Origin of the sequence: Lawsonibacter sp. JLR.KK007 (genome assembly GCF_036941135.1) — a bacterium.
Classification (GTDB): domain Bacteria; phylum Bacillota; class Clostridia; order Oscillospirales; family Oscillospiraceae; genus Lawsonibacter.
This window is the reverse complement of record NZ_JAYWSY010000003.1, coordinates 786,321-803,126: the sequence shown is the minus strand read 5'-3', so window position 1 is coordinate 803,126 and position 16,806 is coordinate 786,321. Positions and strand designations below refer to the sequence as shown.

The window sequence follows — 16,806 nt, the reverse complement described above, 5'->3', positions numbered from 1 at the left end:
CGCGGGAGGAAGGATTAGAACTCCAGATTCTTGCCGTCCTTGTCGAAGATGTGGCAGACGTTGCCGCTGAAGGTCAGGTTCAGCTTGTCGCCGGCGTGGTAGGAGTCGATGCGCTCGCCCTCAGCGTTCATGGTGGGCACGATGACCACCACGTCCTTGCCGTTGGCATTGGCGTGGAAGTGGATCTCGCTGCCCATCAGCTCGGACACGTCGATGGTGGCAGACAGAGTGTTGCCGGGCTGCTTGGCCAGCACCATGTGGCTGGGACGGACGCCCAGGGTGATGTCCTGGGGCTGCACCTTGTGAGCCGCCAGGTTCTTCTGCTTCTCGTCCGAGAGGACCACCTTGCAGTTCTCCACGACCACGGCGTACTTGCCGCCCTCGTTGACCAGCTTGGCGTTGAAGTAGTTCATCTGAGGCATGCCGATGAAGCCGGACACGAACAGATTGGCGGGGTGGTCAAAGACCTCCTGGGGGGTGCCGATCTGCTGGATGAAGCCGTCCTTCATGATGACGATGCGGTCGCCCAGGGTCATAGCCTCGGTCTGGTCGTGGGTGACGTAGATGAAGGTGGTGTTGATCTTCTGGCGCAGCTTGATGATCTCGGCGCGCATCTGGTTGCGCAGCTTGGCGTCCAGGTTGGACAGCGGCTCGTCCATGAGCAGCACCTTGGGCTCGCGGACGATGGCGCGGCCGATGGCCACACGCTGGCGCTGGCCGCCGGACAGAGCCTTGGGCTTGCGGTCCAGATACTGGGTGATGTCCAGGATCTCGGCGGCCTCCTTCACCCGGCGGTCGATCTCGTCCTTGTCCATCTTGCGCAGCTTCAGGGGGAAGGCCATGTTCTCATACACCGTCATGTGGGGATACAGAGCGTAGCTCTGGAACACCATGGCGATGTCCCGGTTCTTGGGCTCCACATCGTTGACAAGCTTGCCGTCGATGTACAGCTCACCGCCGGAGATCTCTTCCAGGCCGGCCACCATGCGCAGGGTGGTGGACTTGCCGCAGCCAGAGGGGCCGACCAGCACGATGAATTCCTTGTCCTTGATGTCCAGGTTGAAGGACTGGACGGCGATCACGCCCTGATCGGTCACCTGCAGGTTGGTCTTCTTCTCGGGCTCACCCTTCTTCTTCTTGGCCTTCTTCTGGTCGTTGCTGTGGGGGTAGATCTTCTGGATGTTCTTCAGGTTCAGAGTTGCCATAACATTCGGCTTTGATGGAGCGGCCTCCGCCTCCTCCACCTCGCCCTGGAGCAGCATAGTCTTCAGGGACTTTGCAGCAGGTCTCCACACTGCTGCACCGCAAGCCGCAGCGGATGTTTTCCTCCTTTTGTTTTGGTGCCGGGAGCTATTTAGGATCTTGACCGTCCGCCCTTAAGGCTGCCTGGACAGCCCTCTGGCCAGCGGTCCGGGTCCGAGATGGAGTAGCAGCCCGGCCCTTGGATTATATTTGGAAAGGCGGGCGGACCCGCCCATTCCAACAGATTTATACCGCCTGTCCCTTGAAAATAATCGCTTGAATGGACAGGTCTTCCTGGTCCAGCAGCACAATGCTGGCCTCCTTCCCCACGTCCAGGGTACCGGCCCGGCCATCAATGCCGATGGACTGGGCGGGGTTGTAGGTGCAGGCCCGGACGGCGTCCGCCATGGGGATGCCGAAGGAAACCGCCTGGCGGAGACAGCCCATCAGGCTGGTGACCGATCCGGCCAAAGTCTCCGGGTGGCCCAGAATGGTGGCCCGGTTGCCGTGGACCTCGATCATCTGTCCGCCGAAGGGGTACTCGCCGTCGGGCATCCCGGTGGCCCGGAGGGAATCGGAAATGATGATCATCCGCTCCTTCCCGAACAGGCCGAAGGTGAGGCGCACCACCGCAGGGTGGATATGGATACCGTCGCAGATCAGCTCGGCCTTGACGGAGGGGACCTCCCAGGCCGCGCCAATGACGCCGGGGTCCCGATGGGCCAGGGGGGGCATGGCGTTGTACAGGTGGGTGGCGTGATCAGCCCCCGCCTCAAAGGCGGCCTTGGCCGTCTCATAGCCGGCGACGGTGTGGCCCACGGAGACGTGGATGCCCAGCTCCGCCGCCGCCCGGATAAACTCGATGGACCCGGGCTGCTCCGGAGCCAGGGTGACCAGCTTGACGCAGCCCTCCGCCGCCTCCTGCAGGCGCTTGAGCATGGCAGGGTCGGGATCGTGGAGGTAGTCGCCGTTCTGCGCCCCCTTCTTGGCCATGCAGAGGAAGGGGCCCTCCAGATGGGCGCCCACCACCTCGGCTCCGCCGGAGTTTTTGCTCCGGTGGGCGGCGGTGGTCCTGCAGATGGCCGTCAACTGGTCCTCGGGGAGGGTCATGCCGGTGGGGCAGAGATAGGCGACCCCCTGGGACAGCTCAAAATCAGCGATTTTCTGCAGGCCATCCGGGGTGGCGTCGGAAAAATCCTCCCCCACGCAGCCGTGGAAGTGGACGTCCACCAGCCCGGGGATGACATAGCACCTGGAGGCGTCCAGGACGGTATCGTCCCCGCTGGCCTCCGTGATCAAGAGACCGTTGGTGCAGACGTCCCGCTGGACAAAGCCCTGTTCCAGGTCGAAGACCTGACCACCGGTGATCCTCATTTGACCACCCCGGCGGCAATCAGCTTGCTGAGGGCGGCCTCATCTCCCACCAGGACCACGTTGGGGTGGAGCTGGAGGATAGAACCGGGACACTTGGGGGTGATGGGCCCGCAGACGGAGTTGTAGATGGCCTCCGCCTTCTCCTCACCGCTGGCGCAGAGCAGAACCTTCTTGGCCCCCATGATGGCCCCAATGCCCATGCTCAGAGCCTGCTTGGGCACGTCGTCCCGGCTGGCGAAGAAGCGGGCATTGGCGTCGATGGTGCTCTCGGTCAGGTCCACTACGTGGGTCTCCTTGACAAAGCAGTCGCCGGGCTCGTTAAAGCCGATGTGGCCGTTGCGGCCAATGCCCAGCAGCTGAAGAGAGGCGTAGCCCAGGGAGCGGATATAGGCGTCGTACCGGGCACACTCCGCGTCGGGATCGGCGGCCAGGCCGTCGGGCACCCGGGTGTTCTCCGGAACGATGTCCACATGGTCGAACAGGTTGCTCTGCATGAAGTAACGGTAGCTCTGGTCGTGGCTGGGCTCCAGGCCCTTGTACTCGTCCAGGTTGACGGACAGGACGTCCTGAAAGCTGATGAGTCCCTGCTGATACCAGTCCACCAGATAGCGGTAAGCGCCCTCGGGGGTGGAGCCGGTAGCCAGACCCAGCACGCAGGCGGGGTTGTGAGTAATCTCCGCGGCAATCACCTGGGCGGCGCGGCGGCTCATGGCCTCGTAGTCTTTTTCACAGAACATTCTCATGATACATTACTCCTTTATTTTAATATAGCTGACGTGGTTTTGCAAGACATGATTGTGCCGAAATTGTCAGCCCTTCACGCCGCCGGAGGCCAGGCCGCTGACCAGGTTCTTCTCGATGCACATGAAGAGGATGACCACTGGGATGATGGCGAAGATGGAGGCGGCAAAGAGGTACTGCCACTCGATGATATTGTAGCCGTTGAAGGTGTTGATGCCCACGGTAAGGGGCTTGAGGGTATCGGTTTGAATGAGGCACAGGGCCACAGTGTATTCGTTCCAGGCGTTGATAAAGATGAAGATCAGGGTGGTGACAATGCCGGGGGCGGCCACCGGGAGGAGCACCTTCATCATGGACTGAACCCGGTTGCAGCCGTCGATGGTGGCGGCCTGCTCCATATCCGCCGAGATGCCCATAAAGGTGCCCCGCAGCAGCCAGATGGTGAAGGCCTGGTTAAAGGCGGCGTTGATGAAGATCAGGCCCAGGATGCTGTCGGTCAGGCCCAGCTTCACCATGACCTGATAGATGCCCACCAGCAGCACCACCGGGGCGAACATCTGGGAGACGATGACAAAGCCCAGAAAGGCGGTCTGTCCCTTGAACTTCATCCGGGCCAGGGCGTAGGCGGCGGGGATGCCGCACAGCATGGCGATCACGGTGGAGCCGCTGGCGATGAGGATGGAGTTGGTCAGGTACTTGGCCATGGGGGCCCGGCTCCAAATGTCGATGAAGTTGGACCAGAGGGTGGTGACGGGCAGGATGGTGGACTGGCCCAGGGCGATGCTGGCAAAGATCTCAGACCGGCCCTTCAGGGCGGTGCACAGCATGGCGAAATAGGGGTACAGGGTGATGACGCACACGTCCAGCACCACGAAGTAGAGCAGCAGGCGCAGGATCGTTTTCTTCATGGAAACCGGCTTTTTTGTCATAGGTCGCCATCTCCTTTCCGCAGGGTGTAGATCATGTACACGCTGGCGCACATCAACAGGATGATGAAGCCGATCACCGACACGGCGGCGGCCTCGCCCGGCTTGGAGTTGTAGAAGGCCAGCTTATAGAGGTAGGTGACCAGGGTGTCGGTCCGGCTGGCCGGGTCGCCCTTGGTCATGGTCCAGATGATGGGGAAGGAGTTGAAGACGTAAATGATATTCAGCACGGTGGATACCGTCAGGGAGGACTTGACCAGGGGCAGGGTGATGCTGAACAGCTTTTGGAAGTAGCCGGCCCCGTCCACAGTGGCGGCCTCGTAGTAGGAGACGTCGATGCTCTGCAGCCCGGACAGGACGCAGAAGCAGACAAAGGGGATGGTGACAAAGATGCCGCAGGCAATCTCCCAGGCGAAGTAGGCTGCCGGGTCGGGGGTCCAGTTCACCGGCGCGCTGATGAGGTGCAGCTTCATCAGCAGGGTGTTCAGGGTGCCGTAGTCGGTATTGATGATAAAATTCCAGGCGCTGGCCTGAATGACCAGGGTGGTGGCCCAGGGGAAGACCACGATCGCACGGGCGACCTTGCGCCCCTTGAACTCATTGTTCAGGATCAGGGCCAGGATGAAGCCCAGCACGGTGGAGATCACCACCACGGCGATGGTCCAGACGATGGTGTTTTTCAGCACCAGGGTGAAGGTGGGGCTTTTCAGGACTTTGGTGAAGTTTTCAAAGTTGTTGAAGCCCCGGAGCTGGCCCGTCCGGCTCACCTTGTTCAGGGACCGCTGGAACACGGAGAGGATGGGGGCCAGGATGAAGACGGCCATCAGAATGACGCTGGGGGCGATCCAGATATAGGGCTCGATGGTGCGGAAGAGCTTTTTGCTCCCGGGGTTGGGCAGACGGGGTTCGGCCGCTTTTGCCGCCTTCTGGACCGGGGGAGCTGCCGGGGTTTTGGTATTCACGAAGACACCTCCTTAAATCATTGAGCGTCTTCCGGCCGCTTTCCAAGGGCGGCGGGCGCATCGCCCTTGGAAAACGGCTGGAAGAGGATGGGGGCCGGGCCGTTTTGGCCCGGCCCCACGGTCGTTTGCTTGGCTATAGGGGGAGATCAGCCGGCGATCTCAGCCTGCAGACCGTCCAGCAGCTCCTTGACGTTGCCGCCCAGCAGAGCCTCCTGCTCCACGTGGATGATGCCGGTCTTCACGTCGTCCCACTCGGCCTTGGCCACGGGGTAGAACTTACAGGAACCCACGATGTCCACCCAGGGAGCCATGGAGGGGTCCTCCTTGGCCACGATCTCGCCGCCGGCGGAGGTGGCAGGCAGGAAGCCTTCCATCAGCACCCATGCGGAGTAGCGGGCGTCGTCGTAGAAGTAGTCGAAGAACTCGGTGATGGCGGCCAGCTCCTCGTCGGTGTAGCCGTTATCGAAGACCATGAAGCGGTCCATAACGCCGGCGGAGACCGAGGCGTTGCCGCCGTTGGTGGGAATGGCCGCGAAGCCGTAGTTCACGGTGTAGCCGCCGTCAGCCACATAGGTGGGGATGGAGTTGGGGCCGATCATCATGGCCAGCTGGCCGGCGCCGAACAGGTCCTGCAGGTTGTAGCGGGTCTCGTTGGCGGGGTCGGTGTTGGTCAGGCCGGAATTGACCAGGTCGATGGCGAACTCAATGGCCTCCACGTTCTTGTCGCTGTTCAGAGTCCAATTGCCATCGGCGTCGGTGAAGTCACCGCCGTTGTTCCAGATGTAGTAAGCGGCAGCGGCCTGGCCCTCATCGGTGGTCATGTCGATGCCCCAGGGGTAGATGTTGGGGTCATAAGCCTTGATCTTCTCGCAGGCGGCCTTCAGCTCGTCCCAGGTGGTGGGCACTTCCACGCCGGCGGCGTCCAGGATGTCCTTGTTGTAGTACATGGCGCGGGCGGAGGCCAGATCAGGGATGGCCCACACGGTGCCGTCCACCACGGACTGGTCCAGGAAGGCGGGGTACAGCTTGGCGTAGGTCTCGTCAGAGACATAGTCCTTGGCGGGGAGGAGCAGGCCCTCGTCCTGATAGGCGGCGAACAGGTCGATGTTCAGGATGTCGGGGGCGGCGTTGCCGGTGATGCGGGTGGTGACCACGGTGGAGATGTCGTTCCAGGAGACGACCTCCACGGTCAGGTCGATGTCGTCATGGCTGGCGTTGAACTCGTTCTGGAAGTCGGCCCACCACTGCTTGGTGTTCTGGCCGTACTCAGCCACAATGGCGCTGATGGCGGTCTTGTCGCCGCCAGTGGAGGGGGCGGGGGCGCCGGAGCCGGAGCCGGAGGTGCTGGGCGTGCTGGTGCCGCCTCCGCCGCAGGCGGCCAGTGCCAGCGCCATGGCGCTGGCAAGAACAGTCGCAAGGATCTTCTTCATTTTCATTCTCCTTCTTTGTTGATTTTTCCCTATGAACCGGTCAGACGTATAGAAATAATCCACAAATACATCTGATTGAATTTAATTATACTTGTTCATTGTGTGAATCATAGTGTGTAAAGTACAATTTATAGAAAAATCGTACAAACCAATGAAAGGTCGTACGATTTTTGTCCCGGAGCCGCTCCGCAAGCCCCACTTCAGCCCCGCACCTTCTTCCGGAAGGCGCTGGGGGTGGTGCCGGTCATGGAGCGGAAAACCTTGGAAAAATAGTTGTAGTCACTGATGCCCACCTGTTCCGCCACGGCGGAGATGGGCATGTTGCTCTGGAGGAGCAGGCGCTTGGCGGCGTTGATGCGCCGGTGGGCGATAAGGTAGGACAGCGTCTGCCCGCCGGACAGCTCCTTGGCCAGGGCGCACAGCTTGGTGCGGCCGATATGCAGCTGCTTGGAGATGGAGGCCAGGGACAGCTTATCCATATAGTGCTGGTCCAGAAACAGCTCCAGCCGCTGGGCGTCGGTCTGTTCAGTGGTGAGGATCATGCCCTTCAGGCGGATGTAGGCGGACAGGGCCTCCAACGTCTCCGCGTAAGCCTGGATCTCCTGGGAGGAATACTGGCGGAACTGAAAAAAAGCGTCCTTCAGCGCGTCCGGCCCCTGGGGCCACCAGGCCATCAGCGGACGGGTGCGCTCCCACTGGGCCTCGATGGGGGAGTCGTCCAGGTAGCAGCCGAAGATCAGGTAGGCCAGCGGATTTTTTTTGTCGTAGAGGGGCATGACCGCCTCGCAGATGCCGGCGTGGCAGCGGTAGAGCTGAAAGCCCTTCTCCGCGGTATAGTTGCGCACCTTCCACATGTCGCAGTCCACACACCGCTGATGGCCCTCCGGCAGGTCGTTGACCGCCCGGCAGAAGGGCGGGTGGTCCTTGAACAGGTGGATGTCCCGTCCCTGGGGGTCGAGGATGTTGGCGGTCAGCCCGGTGAGGACGTAGAGGTTGGTGACCAGCTGAAGCAGCTGCTCCTCGTCAAACAGAATGTCCAACCTGGTTTCCTCCTTGCTTATTTGCTGCGGTACTGGTTGACGATGCGCTCCAGCTCAGACCAGTGGGCCTCCATATCGGCCACCAGCTTGAACTGGGTGCGGCAGCGGTCCAGATTGTGGGTCTCCCGGGCGATGTGGAAGTAGACGTCCCCCTCCAGGTAGTCGGTGAGGAAGCGCATCCCGCACTCCAGGGTCATCAGCTTGGCCCCCCAGGGCAGGCAGGCGATCTCCTCGCCGGTGAGGGAGCCCCCGGCGCCCTCCAGGAAGGCGGCGGTGTAGGCGGCGAACAGATCCAGGTCCAGGTTGACCTTGGACAGGTCGGTCTCGTCCTCGGCGGAGTGGTTGGCCCCGAAGCGGATGGAGTCGCCGAAGTCGTAGAGCACCAGGCCGGGCATGACGGTGTCCAGGTCGATGATGCACACCCCCTCGCCGGATTCCTCGTCCATGAGGACGTTGTTCAGCTTGGTGTCGTTGTGGGTGACCCGAAGGGGCAGCTTGCCCGCCCGCATGGCGTCCAGAGCCACGGAGCAGTCGGCCTGACGGGCCAGGACGAAGTCGATCTCGGGCTGGCAGCCCGCCGCCCGGCCCAGCTGATCGGCCTCCACGGCGGCCTTGAATTTGTTCAGCCGGTCCTCGGTGTTGTGGAAGTTGGGGATGGTCTCATGGAGCGTCTGGGCGGGGTAGTCCCGGAGCAGCTGCTGGAACCGGCCAAAGGCCCGGCCGGAGGCGGCGAAGAGCTCCGGGGTGTCCGCCGTCTGGTAGCAGACGGTGTGCTCCACAAAGGGGTACAGCCGCCAGGCGCCCCCCTGGCTGTCGGTGTAGTAGGGCTGGCCGTTTTTGGGCCGGAGAACCTCCATGGCCTCCCGGCTCCGGTCGCCGCCGCGCCCGGCGACCTGCCGGCCCAGGTACTCGGTGACGCCGATGATGTTCTCCATCAGCTGGTCGGGCCGCTTGAAGGCGGCGGCGCTCATCCGCTGGAGGATAAACCGGCGGCAGCAGCAGTTCTCGGGCTGGGTATGGACCACAAAGGTGTCGTTGATATGTCCGTGGCCGTAGCGGATGGCTCCCACCACAGGCGCGCCGAAGTCAAAGGCGTCCAGCACCTCCGAAAGGGTCTGTTCTGCCGGGACCATCACTTCACCTCCCACAGCTGGTCGGGGTAGAGCCCGGACGCGGTCTTTTCCGCGATGGCGGCCACCACCGTGGGCTTGTCCTCCCGGTAGGTGACCCCGTACCACTTGTCGGCGCTGCGCAGCACCTTCACCCGGGCCTTGCCCTCGTTGATGAGCTGGCTGACCACCGTGGGCAGGAAATACTCCCCCTTCTCCGGGTTCTCCGCCAGGGTCTGGTCCAGAAAGGCGGGGAACCGGGCCAGCGCCTCGTCCAAAAAGCTGCGGTTGAAGCCCCACATGTTCATGGACACAATGGCGTTTTCGTCCAGCTGGGTCCAGGTGGCCCCGTCGTCCTCAGTGAAGCGGGGGGGCGGGCCCTTCTCGATCTTGGTGCGCTCCACCACCTGGGCGAGGCAGTGGTCCTCCGTCTCCTCGCACACCCCCCGGGCCACGGTGCCGTTTTCGGTGACGGTGTTTTTTACCAGGTAGCCCACCATGACGTACTCATAGAGGTCCCCGTCGGGGTGGGCGGCGAGGTACTCGTAGATCTCCCGAAACGCCTCGGGGCCGTAGTAGTCGTCGGCGTTGATGACGGCGAAGGGACCGTCCACCAGCTTCCGGGCGGCCAGGGCGGCGTGGGCGGTGCCCCAGGGCTTGGTCCGCCCGGCGGGGACGGTGTACCCCTCGGGCAGGTCCTCCTTCAGCTGATAGGCGTACTTCACGTCCATGACCCGGGAAATCCGGTCTCCGATGGCGGCCTTGAAATCGGCCTCGATCTCCGGCTTGATGACAAATACCACCGTCTCAAACCCCGCACGGCGGGCGTCAAAGATGGAGTAGTCGATGATGAGCTGGCCGTGGTTTCCCACCGGGTCCAGCTGCTTCAGGCCGCCATACCGGCTGCCCATGCCGGCGGCCATGATGACCAAAACAGGCTTGTTCACAGTTCTGCTTCCTCCTTAACCTTTATAACCGTTGGGATTGGAGGACTGCCACTTCCAGGAGGAAGCGCACATCTCCTCAATGCCCAGCTGGGCCTCCCAGCCCAGCTCGTCCCGGGCCTTGGCGGGGTCGGCGTAGCAGGCGGCGATGTCGCCGGGGCGGCGGGCCTCGATGACATAGGGCAGGGCGTGGCCGCAGGCCTTCTCGTAGGCGTGGAGCACGTCCAGCACGGAGTAGCCCTTGCCGGTGCCCAGGTTGCACACGAACAGGCCGCAGCCGGAGTCCAGCTTCTTCAGGGCGGCCACGTGGCCCTTGGCCAGGTCCACCACATGGATATAGTCCCGCACGCCGGTGCCGTCGGGGGTGTTGTAGTCGTTTCCGTAGACGTGGACCTTCTCCAGCTGGCCCACCGCCACCTTGGCGATATAGGGGACCAGATTGTTGGGGATGCCGTTGGGGTCCTCACCGATGAGGCCGGACTCATGGGCGCCGATGGGGTTGAAGTACCGCAGCAGGGCCACGTTCAGCTCAGGGCTGGCGGCGCAGATGTCCATGAGCATCTTTTCCTGGAACAGCTTGGAGGTGCCGTAGGGGTTGGTGGTGCCGCCGGTGGGAAAGTCCTCCCGGATGGGGACGGAGGCGGGGTCGCCGTACACCGTGGCGGAGGAGGAGAAGACGAAGTTCTTCACCCCGTGGCGGCGCATGGCCTGCAGCAGGTAGAGGGTGCTGATCAGGTTGTTGGAGTAATACTCCAGAGGCTTGGACACGCTCTCGCCCACGGCCTTCAGCCCGGCGAAGTGGATCACCGCGTCGATGCCGGGGTGCTGGGCGAAGAGGGCCTCCACCTCAGTCTCGCTGCACAGCTCGGCCTTGATGAAGGGGACCTGCTTCCCGGTGATCTTCTCCACCCGGCGGAGGGCCTCCTCGCTGGCGTTGTACAGGTTATCGGCCACGATAATGTCATAGCCCGAGCTGATCAGCTCCACGCAGGTATGGCTGCCGATATAGCCCGCGCCGCCGCAGACAAGAATGGACATAAAAACCGCTCCTTTATATAAATAGTGATGCAGATTGTCTGGTATCCCTATTGTAGCGCCTGGACCACAAAATTAAAATAGACGATTTCACTAATAATCTGGAAAATCGTCCGTTCGCTTGAATTTATTTACAGCAAAGAAAAACCGGGGCCGCCCTGGGGCGGTCCCGGTCTGTGCAGTTTATCGTGCCAGGCTCTGGAAGTGGGTGAGGACAGGGTTGACGCCCATCTTCTTGCCGTTTTCGTAGGTATAGAAGCCGGCGCCGCTCTTCCGGCCCAGGAAGCCGGACACCACCAGCTTGCGCAGCAGCAGGGAGGGGGCGTACTTGGAGCCGATCTCCTTCTCCATGGTGGTCATCACGTCCAGGAGGATGTCCAGGCCGATCATGTCGGCCAGCTCCAGGGGACCCATGGGGTGGTTGCAGCCCAGCTTCATGCCGTTGTCCATCTCCTCCACCGAGCCGATGTAGGAGCCCACGATAACGCAGGCCTCGTTGAGCATGGGCAGCAGGGCGCGGTTGACGATGAATCCGGGCTTGTCGTCGGCCTGGATCAGGGTCTTGCCCATCTTCTCGCCCACCTCCTTCACGGCGGCCAGCACCTCCTGGGTGGTGAGCAGGCCGAAGATGACCTCGCACAGCTTCATCCGGGGCACGGGGGAGAAAAAGTGCATGCCCACGACCTGGGAGGGCCGCTTGGTGGCGGCGGCCAGGGCGGTGAGGGAGATGGAGGAGGTGTTGGAGGCGAAGATGGTGTGAGCAGGGCAGATGTTCTCTAGGGAGGCGAAGACCGCCTGCTTGGCCTGCAGGTTCTCGATGATGGCCTCGATCACCAGGTCGGCGTTCTTCGCGCCCTCCAGGGTGGCGTCAAAGACCAGGCGGGCCAGAGCGGCGTCCCGGTCCTCCGCGGACATGCGGCCCTTCTCCACCTCCCGGTTCAGGGCCTTTTCGATGTTGGCCCTGGCCCGGTCCAGGGCCTCCTGCCGCTGATCGTTGAGGGTAACGCTGTAACCGCTGGTGACCGCATTCTGAGCGATGCCGCTGCCCATCAGACCGGCGCCTACGACAAAAATATTCTGAATCGCCATATTTGCATACTCCTTTTCATTCCTGTTTCTTTTTGTCCCGCCCTTCCAGCTGCGGGGTTCAACTGGGCCTATCATAGCATATCAACGGACGCAGGTCTCCGCATAAATGAGCCTAAAATCTGCAAATCTTGCCATTTGGAGAAAACGTGGAGACGGAAGGCTCATCGCCACGTTTTTTCTTGCAATTCCCTCAAAAAGGTCAGAAGCTGTTCAACCCGGCGGAGCCGTCATCCTGCCCTTTTTCGATGGAGCGGACCACCGCGTAGTAGCCGTATTCCTTGTTGACCTGGACGTAAAACCGCTCCCCCACCTTCTTTCCCAGCAGGGCGGAACCCATGGGACTCTCCTTGCTGATCAGGCCGTTGAGCACGTCCTGCCGGACGGTGGTCACCACCTGCCAGGTCTCCTCCTCCTGGTCCTCCTCCAGCCAGATGGTCACCTTGTCATACAGGCCCACTTCGCCGGCAGCGGAGCGGCCGTCAATGACCTTGGCGGTCCGGATCATGTTTTCCAGATAGCGGATGCGGCTCTCGTTTTTGTTTTTCTCCTGCTTGGCCGCCTTGTACTCAAAGTTCTCGCTCAGGTCACCGAAGCCCCGGGCCACCTTGACCTCCTCCAGCAGCTGGGGACGGAGGGTGATGCGCCGGTAGTCCAGCTCCTCCTGCATCTTTTTGATGTCGGTTCTGGTCAGTTCGTTGTGCATGTTACCCTTCCCACCCCGCCAGATATGCCTTCTGCTCCTGGGTAAGGGCGTCGATGGACAACCCCATAGCGGCCAGCTTCACCCGGGCGATCTGGTCGTCGATCTCGTCGGGGACGAGGTAGATCTTCTTTTCCAGTCCCTCCCGGTGCTTGGCCAGCCACTCCAGGGACAGGGCCTGGACGGCGAAGGACATGTCCATGATCTCCGCCGGGTGGCCGTTGCCCCCGGCCAGGTTGACCAGACGGCCCTCGGCCAGCACGTTGAGCACCCGGCCGTCGGGCAGGCGGAAGCCCTCGATATTCTGGCGGCGGGGGAAGGTCTCGGCCGCCATGGCCCGCAGGGCGGCCACGTCCACCTCGCAGTCGAAGTGGCCCGAGTTGCACAGCACGGCGTTGTTCTTCATCATCTTGAAGTGCCGCTCCACGATCACGTCCTTGCAGCCGGTGGCGGTGACGAAGATGTCGCCAATCTTGGCGGCCTCGTCCATGGACATCACCCGGAAGTTCTCCATGGTGGCGTCCAGGGCCTTGAAGGGGTCCACCTCGGTGACCACCACATTGGCTCCCATGCCCTTGGCCCGCATGGCGATGCCCTTGCCGCACCAGCCGTAGCCCGCGACAACCACGGTCTTGCCCGCCACGATCAGGTTGGTGGTGTGCATGATGGCGTCCCAGGTGGACTGGCCGGTGCCGTACTTGTTGTCGTAGTAGTGCTTGGCCTTGGCGTCGTTGACGGCCATCATGGGACAGGGCAGAATGCCCTCCCGCTGGCGTGCGTAGAGGCGGTGGATGCCGGTGGTGGTCTCCTCGCAGCCGCCGATCAGGCGGTCGCCGTACTGGGCGCACTTGCCCCCCAGCAGATTGATCAGGTCGCCGCCGTCGTCCACAATCAGGTGGGGGCGGCACTTCAGGGTCTCGACAAGGAGGTTCTCATACTCCTCCATGCTCACCCCGTGGACCCCGTAGGTGGCCACCCCGGAGTCAGCCACCGCGGCGGCCACGTCGTCCTGGGTGGACAGGGGGTTGCAGCCGGTGAGATGGACCTCCGCGCCCCCCTCCCGGAGGACCAGCCCCAGATTGGCGGTCTTGGCCTCCAGGTGGACGGATACGGCGATGGTCAGCCCGGCGAAGGGCTTCTCCCGGCGGAACCGCTCCTCAATGCCGGACAGGGCGGGCATAAAGTCCCGCACCCACTGGATCTTCTGATGGCCCGACGGGGCCAGAGACATATCTTTGACGATGCTCATGGTATTCCTCCCTGTTTGGTGCTCCCATTTGTATGGGGAATTCGGTGTCAGCCCTATCTTAGCACATTTTTCAGGCGAGGGAAAGAGGCATTTTCCAGGGAGCCGCCACAATTTGTTCACACTTTAGCTGTAGACTTTCCCGGCAAAAACGGGTACAATGAAGGTTACGAATTGAACCGGAGGAGGATTTTGCCTTGAAAACGCTTTCTCGCTGGATTTCCGAATTTTGCAGCAAGCACCCCAATCTGGGCATCCCGGATCTGATCAAGTATATTGCGGTGGGCAACGTGATCGTCTTTGTGGGCGACATGGTCACCCAGGGGATGCTCTCCCAGTTTGTCAGCTTCTACCCCGAGCTGATCCTGCGCGGACAGATCTGGCGGCTGATTACATTTGTCTTCGCTCCCCTGCCGGTGGGCGGGGAGTCCATGCTCTCCCAGACCATATTCGGGCGCACCTTCCTGTTCGCCCTCATGACCTTTTTCTACTACTGGATCGGCACCTCCCTGGAGCGCCAATGGGGGTCCACCCGCTTTACCGTGTTCTACGGCCTGGGCGTTCTGTTCAACATCGCGGCGGGCATGATCCTCTACCTGTCCTTCCCCTTCCGGGCCACGGGGGCGCTGCTGGGCTACTATGTAGAAACCGCCAACATGTACTACGTAAACATGTCCCTGTTCTTCTCCTTCGCCACCCTGTACCCCGACATGCAGGTCAACCTGTACGGCATCATCCCGCTGAAGGTGAAGTGGCTGGCCCTCATTGACCTGGTCTTTTTTGGCTACGCCATCGTCTCCCCGCTGATGTCCGGCCAGTGGCTGTGGGCCCTGATGCCCATCGTGGCCATCCTCAACTACCTGATCTTCTTCTGGGAGGACCTGATCAACACGCTGGGCTACAAGCGCGCTCAGGTCAGGCACCGGACCTCCGCCCAGACCATCAACTTCAAAAAGGCCCAAAAGGAGCTGCGGGAGCGGCGGGGATATCTCCATAAGTGCGCCGTCTGCGGCGTCACCGACCAGGACGACCCCAACATGGAGTTCCGCTACTGCTCCAAGTGCAACGGCTACTACTGCTACTGCGCCAATCACATCAACAACCACAGCCACGTGCAGTAAAAAAAGCCTCCCTCAGAGAGGGAGGCTTTTTCCTTGCACGAACCGCGTTTACTTCCTTCGGTCCTGTTTGATCAAAATGTTCAGCGCCTCCACCCCAACGGTGATGGCGGCCTCGGTGTCGTGGCTCTCCTTCTGGTCCAGGCCGGCGGCCTCCCGCTCCTGGTTCCAGATGACGTGGAACACCGAGCCGCACCGCACCTTCCGGGCTGCCGCCACGGTGAACAGGGCGGCGGACTCCATCTCGGAGGCCAGCACCCCCAGGCGCTTCCACGCCTCCCACTTCTGCTCCAGTTCATAGCTCACCGGCATCCGGGAGGGGGAGTGCTGGCCGTAGAAGGAGTCCTTACACTGGACCACCCCGGCGTGCCAAGAGCAGCCCAGGGTCCTGCACGCCTCCACCAGGGCCGAGGCCACCCCGAAATCGGGGACGGCGGGCCACTCAATGGGGGCGTACTCCCGGCTGGTCCCCTCCATGCGGACCGCTCCGGTGGCCACCACCACGTCGCCGCTCTGGACGGACAGATCAATCCCTCCGCAGGTCCCCACCCGGACAAAGGTGTGGACGCCTAAATTGGCCAGCTCCTCCATAGCAATGGCGGCGGAGGGGCCGCCGATGCCGGTGGACACCACGCTCACCGGCTCCCCCAGGAGGGTCCCGGTCCAGGTGACGTACTCCCGGTTGGTCTGGACGTGGACCGGACTGTCGAAGCGTCTGGCGATGGCCTCACACCGGCCCGGGTCTCCCGGGAGGATACAGTATCCCCCCACCTCCCCCTGGGCGCATTGAATATGAAACTGTTTCTCCCGTGCCTGTTCATTCATATGGACCGCCTCCCCGATCATAATTCTGTGTTATTTTACCATAAAAGCCCCCCTCTTTCAAGGCCCCCTGTGTTTCAGCTTGACCTTTTCCGGCGCATATATTATAATTTCTCCTGCCGTTCTCCAAAGCGGCCAACAGGTTTCGGCAAAATGCACAAAATTCTTCCGTTGATTTTTCCGGGCCTTTGTTCTTCTTGCATCTTGCCGCATTTCGGCCTATAATGTAGGGGTACAAGGATCGCCTGATCGCCTGTTGATCCCCTGAAGGAGGCCCCAACCTTGAAACGTTTTTTGATCTTTCCCTGTATCCTGTCCCTGGTCATCGGGCTGCTGGTGGGCGTTCTGCTGCCCATTAATCTGAGCGGCGGCGACACGCCCGCTGTGCTCAACAGCACGCCCAATAACTTCACGCCTCCGCCCGGCGTCTCCCAGCCGGAGACCAGCGGCTCTGCCAGCTCCTCCGTCAGCACAGACACCCTGGACCTGGAGGACAACTTCCCCCTGCTGGGCTCCGCCTGCGCCGTCTGCCGCGCCATTCAGCAGCAGAACTGGACCACGCTGGCCGCCTACGTCCACCCCAGCCGCGGGGTGACCTTCACCCCCTACTCCACCGTGGACCCGGACAGCGACCTGAACTTCACCGCCGACCAGATCAAGAACCTGGCGCAAAATCAAAGCGTGTACACCTGGGGCTTTGAGGACGGCCGGGGCGACCCCATTCAGATGACCATCCTCCAATACTTTGAGCGGTACGTCTACGACCGGGACTACACCCAGGTCCCGGAGATCGGGGTGGACCGTATCATGACCGGCGGCAACGCCCTGGAAAACCTCACTGAGGTCTATGACGGCTGCCGCTTTGTAGACTTCAGCTACCCCTCCGCCGACCCGGTGAACGACGGCCTGGACTGGTCCTCGCTCAAGCTGGTCTTTCAGGCGGAGGGAGACCTCTGGTATCTGGTCGGCATCGTCCACGGAGAGTGGACAATCTGATCAAAAAAGCAGCGCCGCCGCTTTTTTGATTT

The 16,806-nt window shown here is 61.9% G+C and carries 16 protein-coding genes; 2 read left to right on the top strand and 14 right to left on the bottom strand.

Annotated elements, in window-relative coordinates:
- Window positions 1-14: 14 nt before the first annotated feature.
- The 13 genes from VV088_RS22085 to VV088_RS22025 all read right to left on the bottom strand — a co-directional run bounded on the left by VV088_RS22085 (window position 15) and on the right by VV088_RS22025 (window position 13,841).
- Complete coding sequence (locus VV088_RS22085) at window positions 15-1,205, bottom strand: ABC transporter ATP-binding protein (protein ID WP_334602875.1); 1,191 nt, start codon at window positions 1,203-1,205, stop codon at window positions 15-17.
- Between the two features lie 283 nt (window positions 1,206-1,488).
- Window positions 1,489-2,616 carry an N-acetylglucosamine-6-phosphate deacetylase gene (nagA, locus tag VV088_RS22080; RefSeq protein WP_334602808.1) on the bottom strand — a complete coding sequence of 376 codons (1,128 nt, stop codon included), beginning with the start codon at window positions 2,614-2,616 and terminating at the stop codon, window positions 1,489-1,491.
- The gene (gene nagB / locus VV088_RS22075; protein ID WP_334602807.1) at window positions 2,613-3,359 is read right to left on the bottom strand and encodes a glucosamine-6-phosphate deaminase; all 747 of its coding nucleotides are present in this window, start codon (window positions 3,357-3,359) and stop codon (window positions 2,613-2,615) included. Before nagB ends, nagA begins: the two co-directional genes overlap by 4 nt.
- 66 nt (window positions 3,360-3,425) lie before the next feature.
- Window positions 3,426-4,286, bottom strand: coding sequence for a carbohydrate ABC transporter permease (locus VV088_RS22070; RefSeq protein ID WP_334602806.1), 861 nt, complete (start codon window positions 4,284-4,286; stop codon window positions 3,426-3,428).
- Window positions 4,283-5,245 carry a carbohydrate ABC transporter permease gene (locus VV088_RS22065; protein WP_334602805.1) on the bottom strand — a complete coding sequence of 321 codons (963 nt, stop codon included), beginning with the start codon at window positions 5,243-5,245 and terminating at the stop codon, window positions 4,283-4,285. The genes VV088_RS22070 and VV088_RS22065 overlap by 4 nt, the downstream gene beginning before the upstream one ends.
- A 146-nt stretch (window positions 5,246-5,391) precedes the next feature.
- Complete coding sequence (locus VV088_RS22060) at window positions 5,392-6,675, bottom strand: ABC transporter substrate-binding protein (RefSeq protein WP_334602804.1); 1,284 nt, start codon at window positions 6,673-6,675, stop codon at window positions 5,392-5,394.
- 200 nt (window positions 6,676-6,875) lie between these two features.
- Entirely contained in the window at window positions 6,876-7,715 is an 840-nt protein-coding gene (locus VV088_RS22055; RefSeq protein ID WP_334602803.1) for a PocR ligand-binding domain-containing protein, read from the bottom strand.
- Window positions 7,716-7,732: 17 nt separating this feature from the next.
- Complete coding sequence (locus VV088_RS22050; RefSeq protein ID WP_334602802.1) at window positions 7,733-8,848, bottom strand: phosphotransferase enzyme family protein; 1,116 nt, start codon at window positions 8,846-8,848, stop codon at window positions 7,733-7,735.
- On the bottom strand, window positions 8,848-9,771 hold the full coding sequence (locus VV088_RS22045) for a nucleotidyltransferase family protein (protein ID WP_334602801.1): 924 nt from the start codon (window positions 9,769-9,771) through the stop codon (window positions 8,848-8,850). Before VV088_RS22045 ends, VV088_RS22050 begins: the two co-directional genes overlap by 1 nt.
- Window positions 9,772-9,786: 15 nt before the next feature.
- Window positions 9,787-10,806: a UDP-glucose 4-epimerase GalE gene (galE, locus tag VV088_RS22040; RefSeq protein WP_334602800.1), complete on the bottom strand. Its 1,020-nt coding sequence runs from the start codon at window positions 10,804-10,806 to the stop codon at window positions 9,787-9,789.
- A gap of 180 nt (window positions 10,807-10,986) precedes the next feature.
- Window positions 10,987-11,892: a 3-hydroxyacyl-CoA dehydrogenase family protein gene (locus VV088_RS22035; protein WP_334602799.1), complete on the bottom strand. Its 906-nt coding sequence runs from the start codon at window positions 11,890-11,892 to the stop codon at window positions 10,987-10,989.
- A gap of 199 nt (window positions 11,893-12,091) precedes the next feature.
- Window positions 12,092-12,595, bottom strand: a complete 504-nt coding sequence (locus VV088_RS22030) for a GreA/GreB family elongation factor (RefSeq protein WP_334602798.1) — start codon at window positions 12,593-12,595, stop codon at window positions 12,092-12,094.
- A gap of 1 nt (window position 12,596) precedes the next feature.
- Window positions 12,597-13,841 carry an adenosylhomocysteinase gene (locus VV088_RS22025; RefSeq protein ID WP_334602797.1) on the bottom strand — a complete coding sequence of 415 codons (1,245 nt, stop codon included), beginning with the start codon at window positions 13,839-13,841 and terminating at the stop codon, window positions 12,597-12,599.
- Window positions 13,842-14,035: 194 nt separating this feature from the next.
- Here VV088_RS22025 and VV088_RS22020 point away from each other — a divergent pair, with 194 nt between their 5' ends.
- Window positions 14,036-14,959 (top strand): hypothetical protein, encoded by a 924-nt coding sequence (locus VV088_RS22020; RefSeq protein ID WP_334602796.1) that lies wholly within the window; start codon window positions 14,036-14,038, stop codon window positions 14,957-14,959.
- Window positions 14,960-15,007: 48 nt separating this feature from the next.
- Here the strand turns inward: VV088_RS22020 and udp are convergent, their stop codons facing one another.
- Window positions 15,008-15,781 carry a uridine phosphorylase gene (udp, locus tag VV088_RS22015; RefSeq protein WP_334602795.1) on the bottom strand — a complete coding sequence of 258 codons (774 nt, stop codon included), beginning with the start codon at window positions 15,779-15,781 and terminating at the stop codon, window positions 15,008-15,010.
- 279 nt (window positions 15,782-16,060) lie between these two features.
- On the opposite strand from udp, the gene VV088_RS22010 reads away from it, so the two are divergent.
- Complete coding sequence (locus VV088_RS22010; protein ID WP_334602794.1) at window positions 16,061-16,774, top strand: hypothetical protein; 714 nt, start codon at window positions 16,061-16,063, stop codon at window positions 16,772-16,774.
- Window positions 16,775-16,806: the final 32 nt, after the last annotated feature.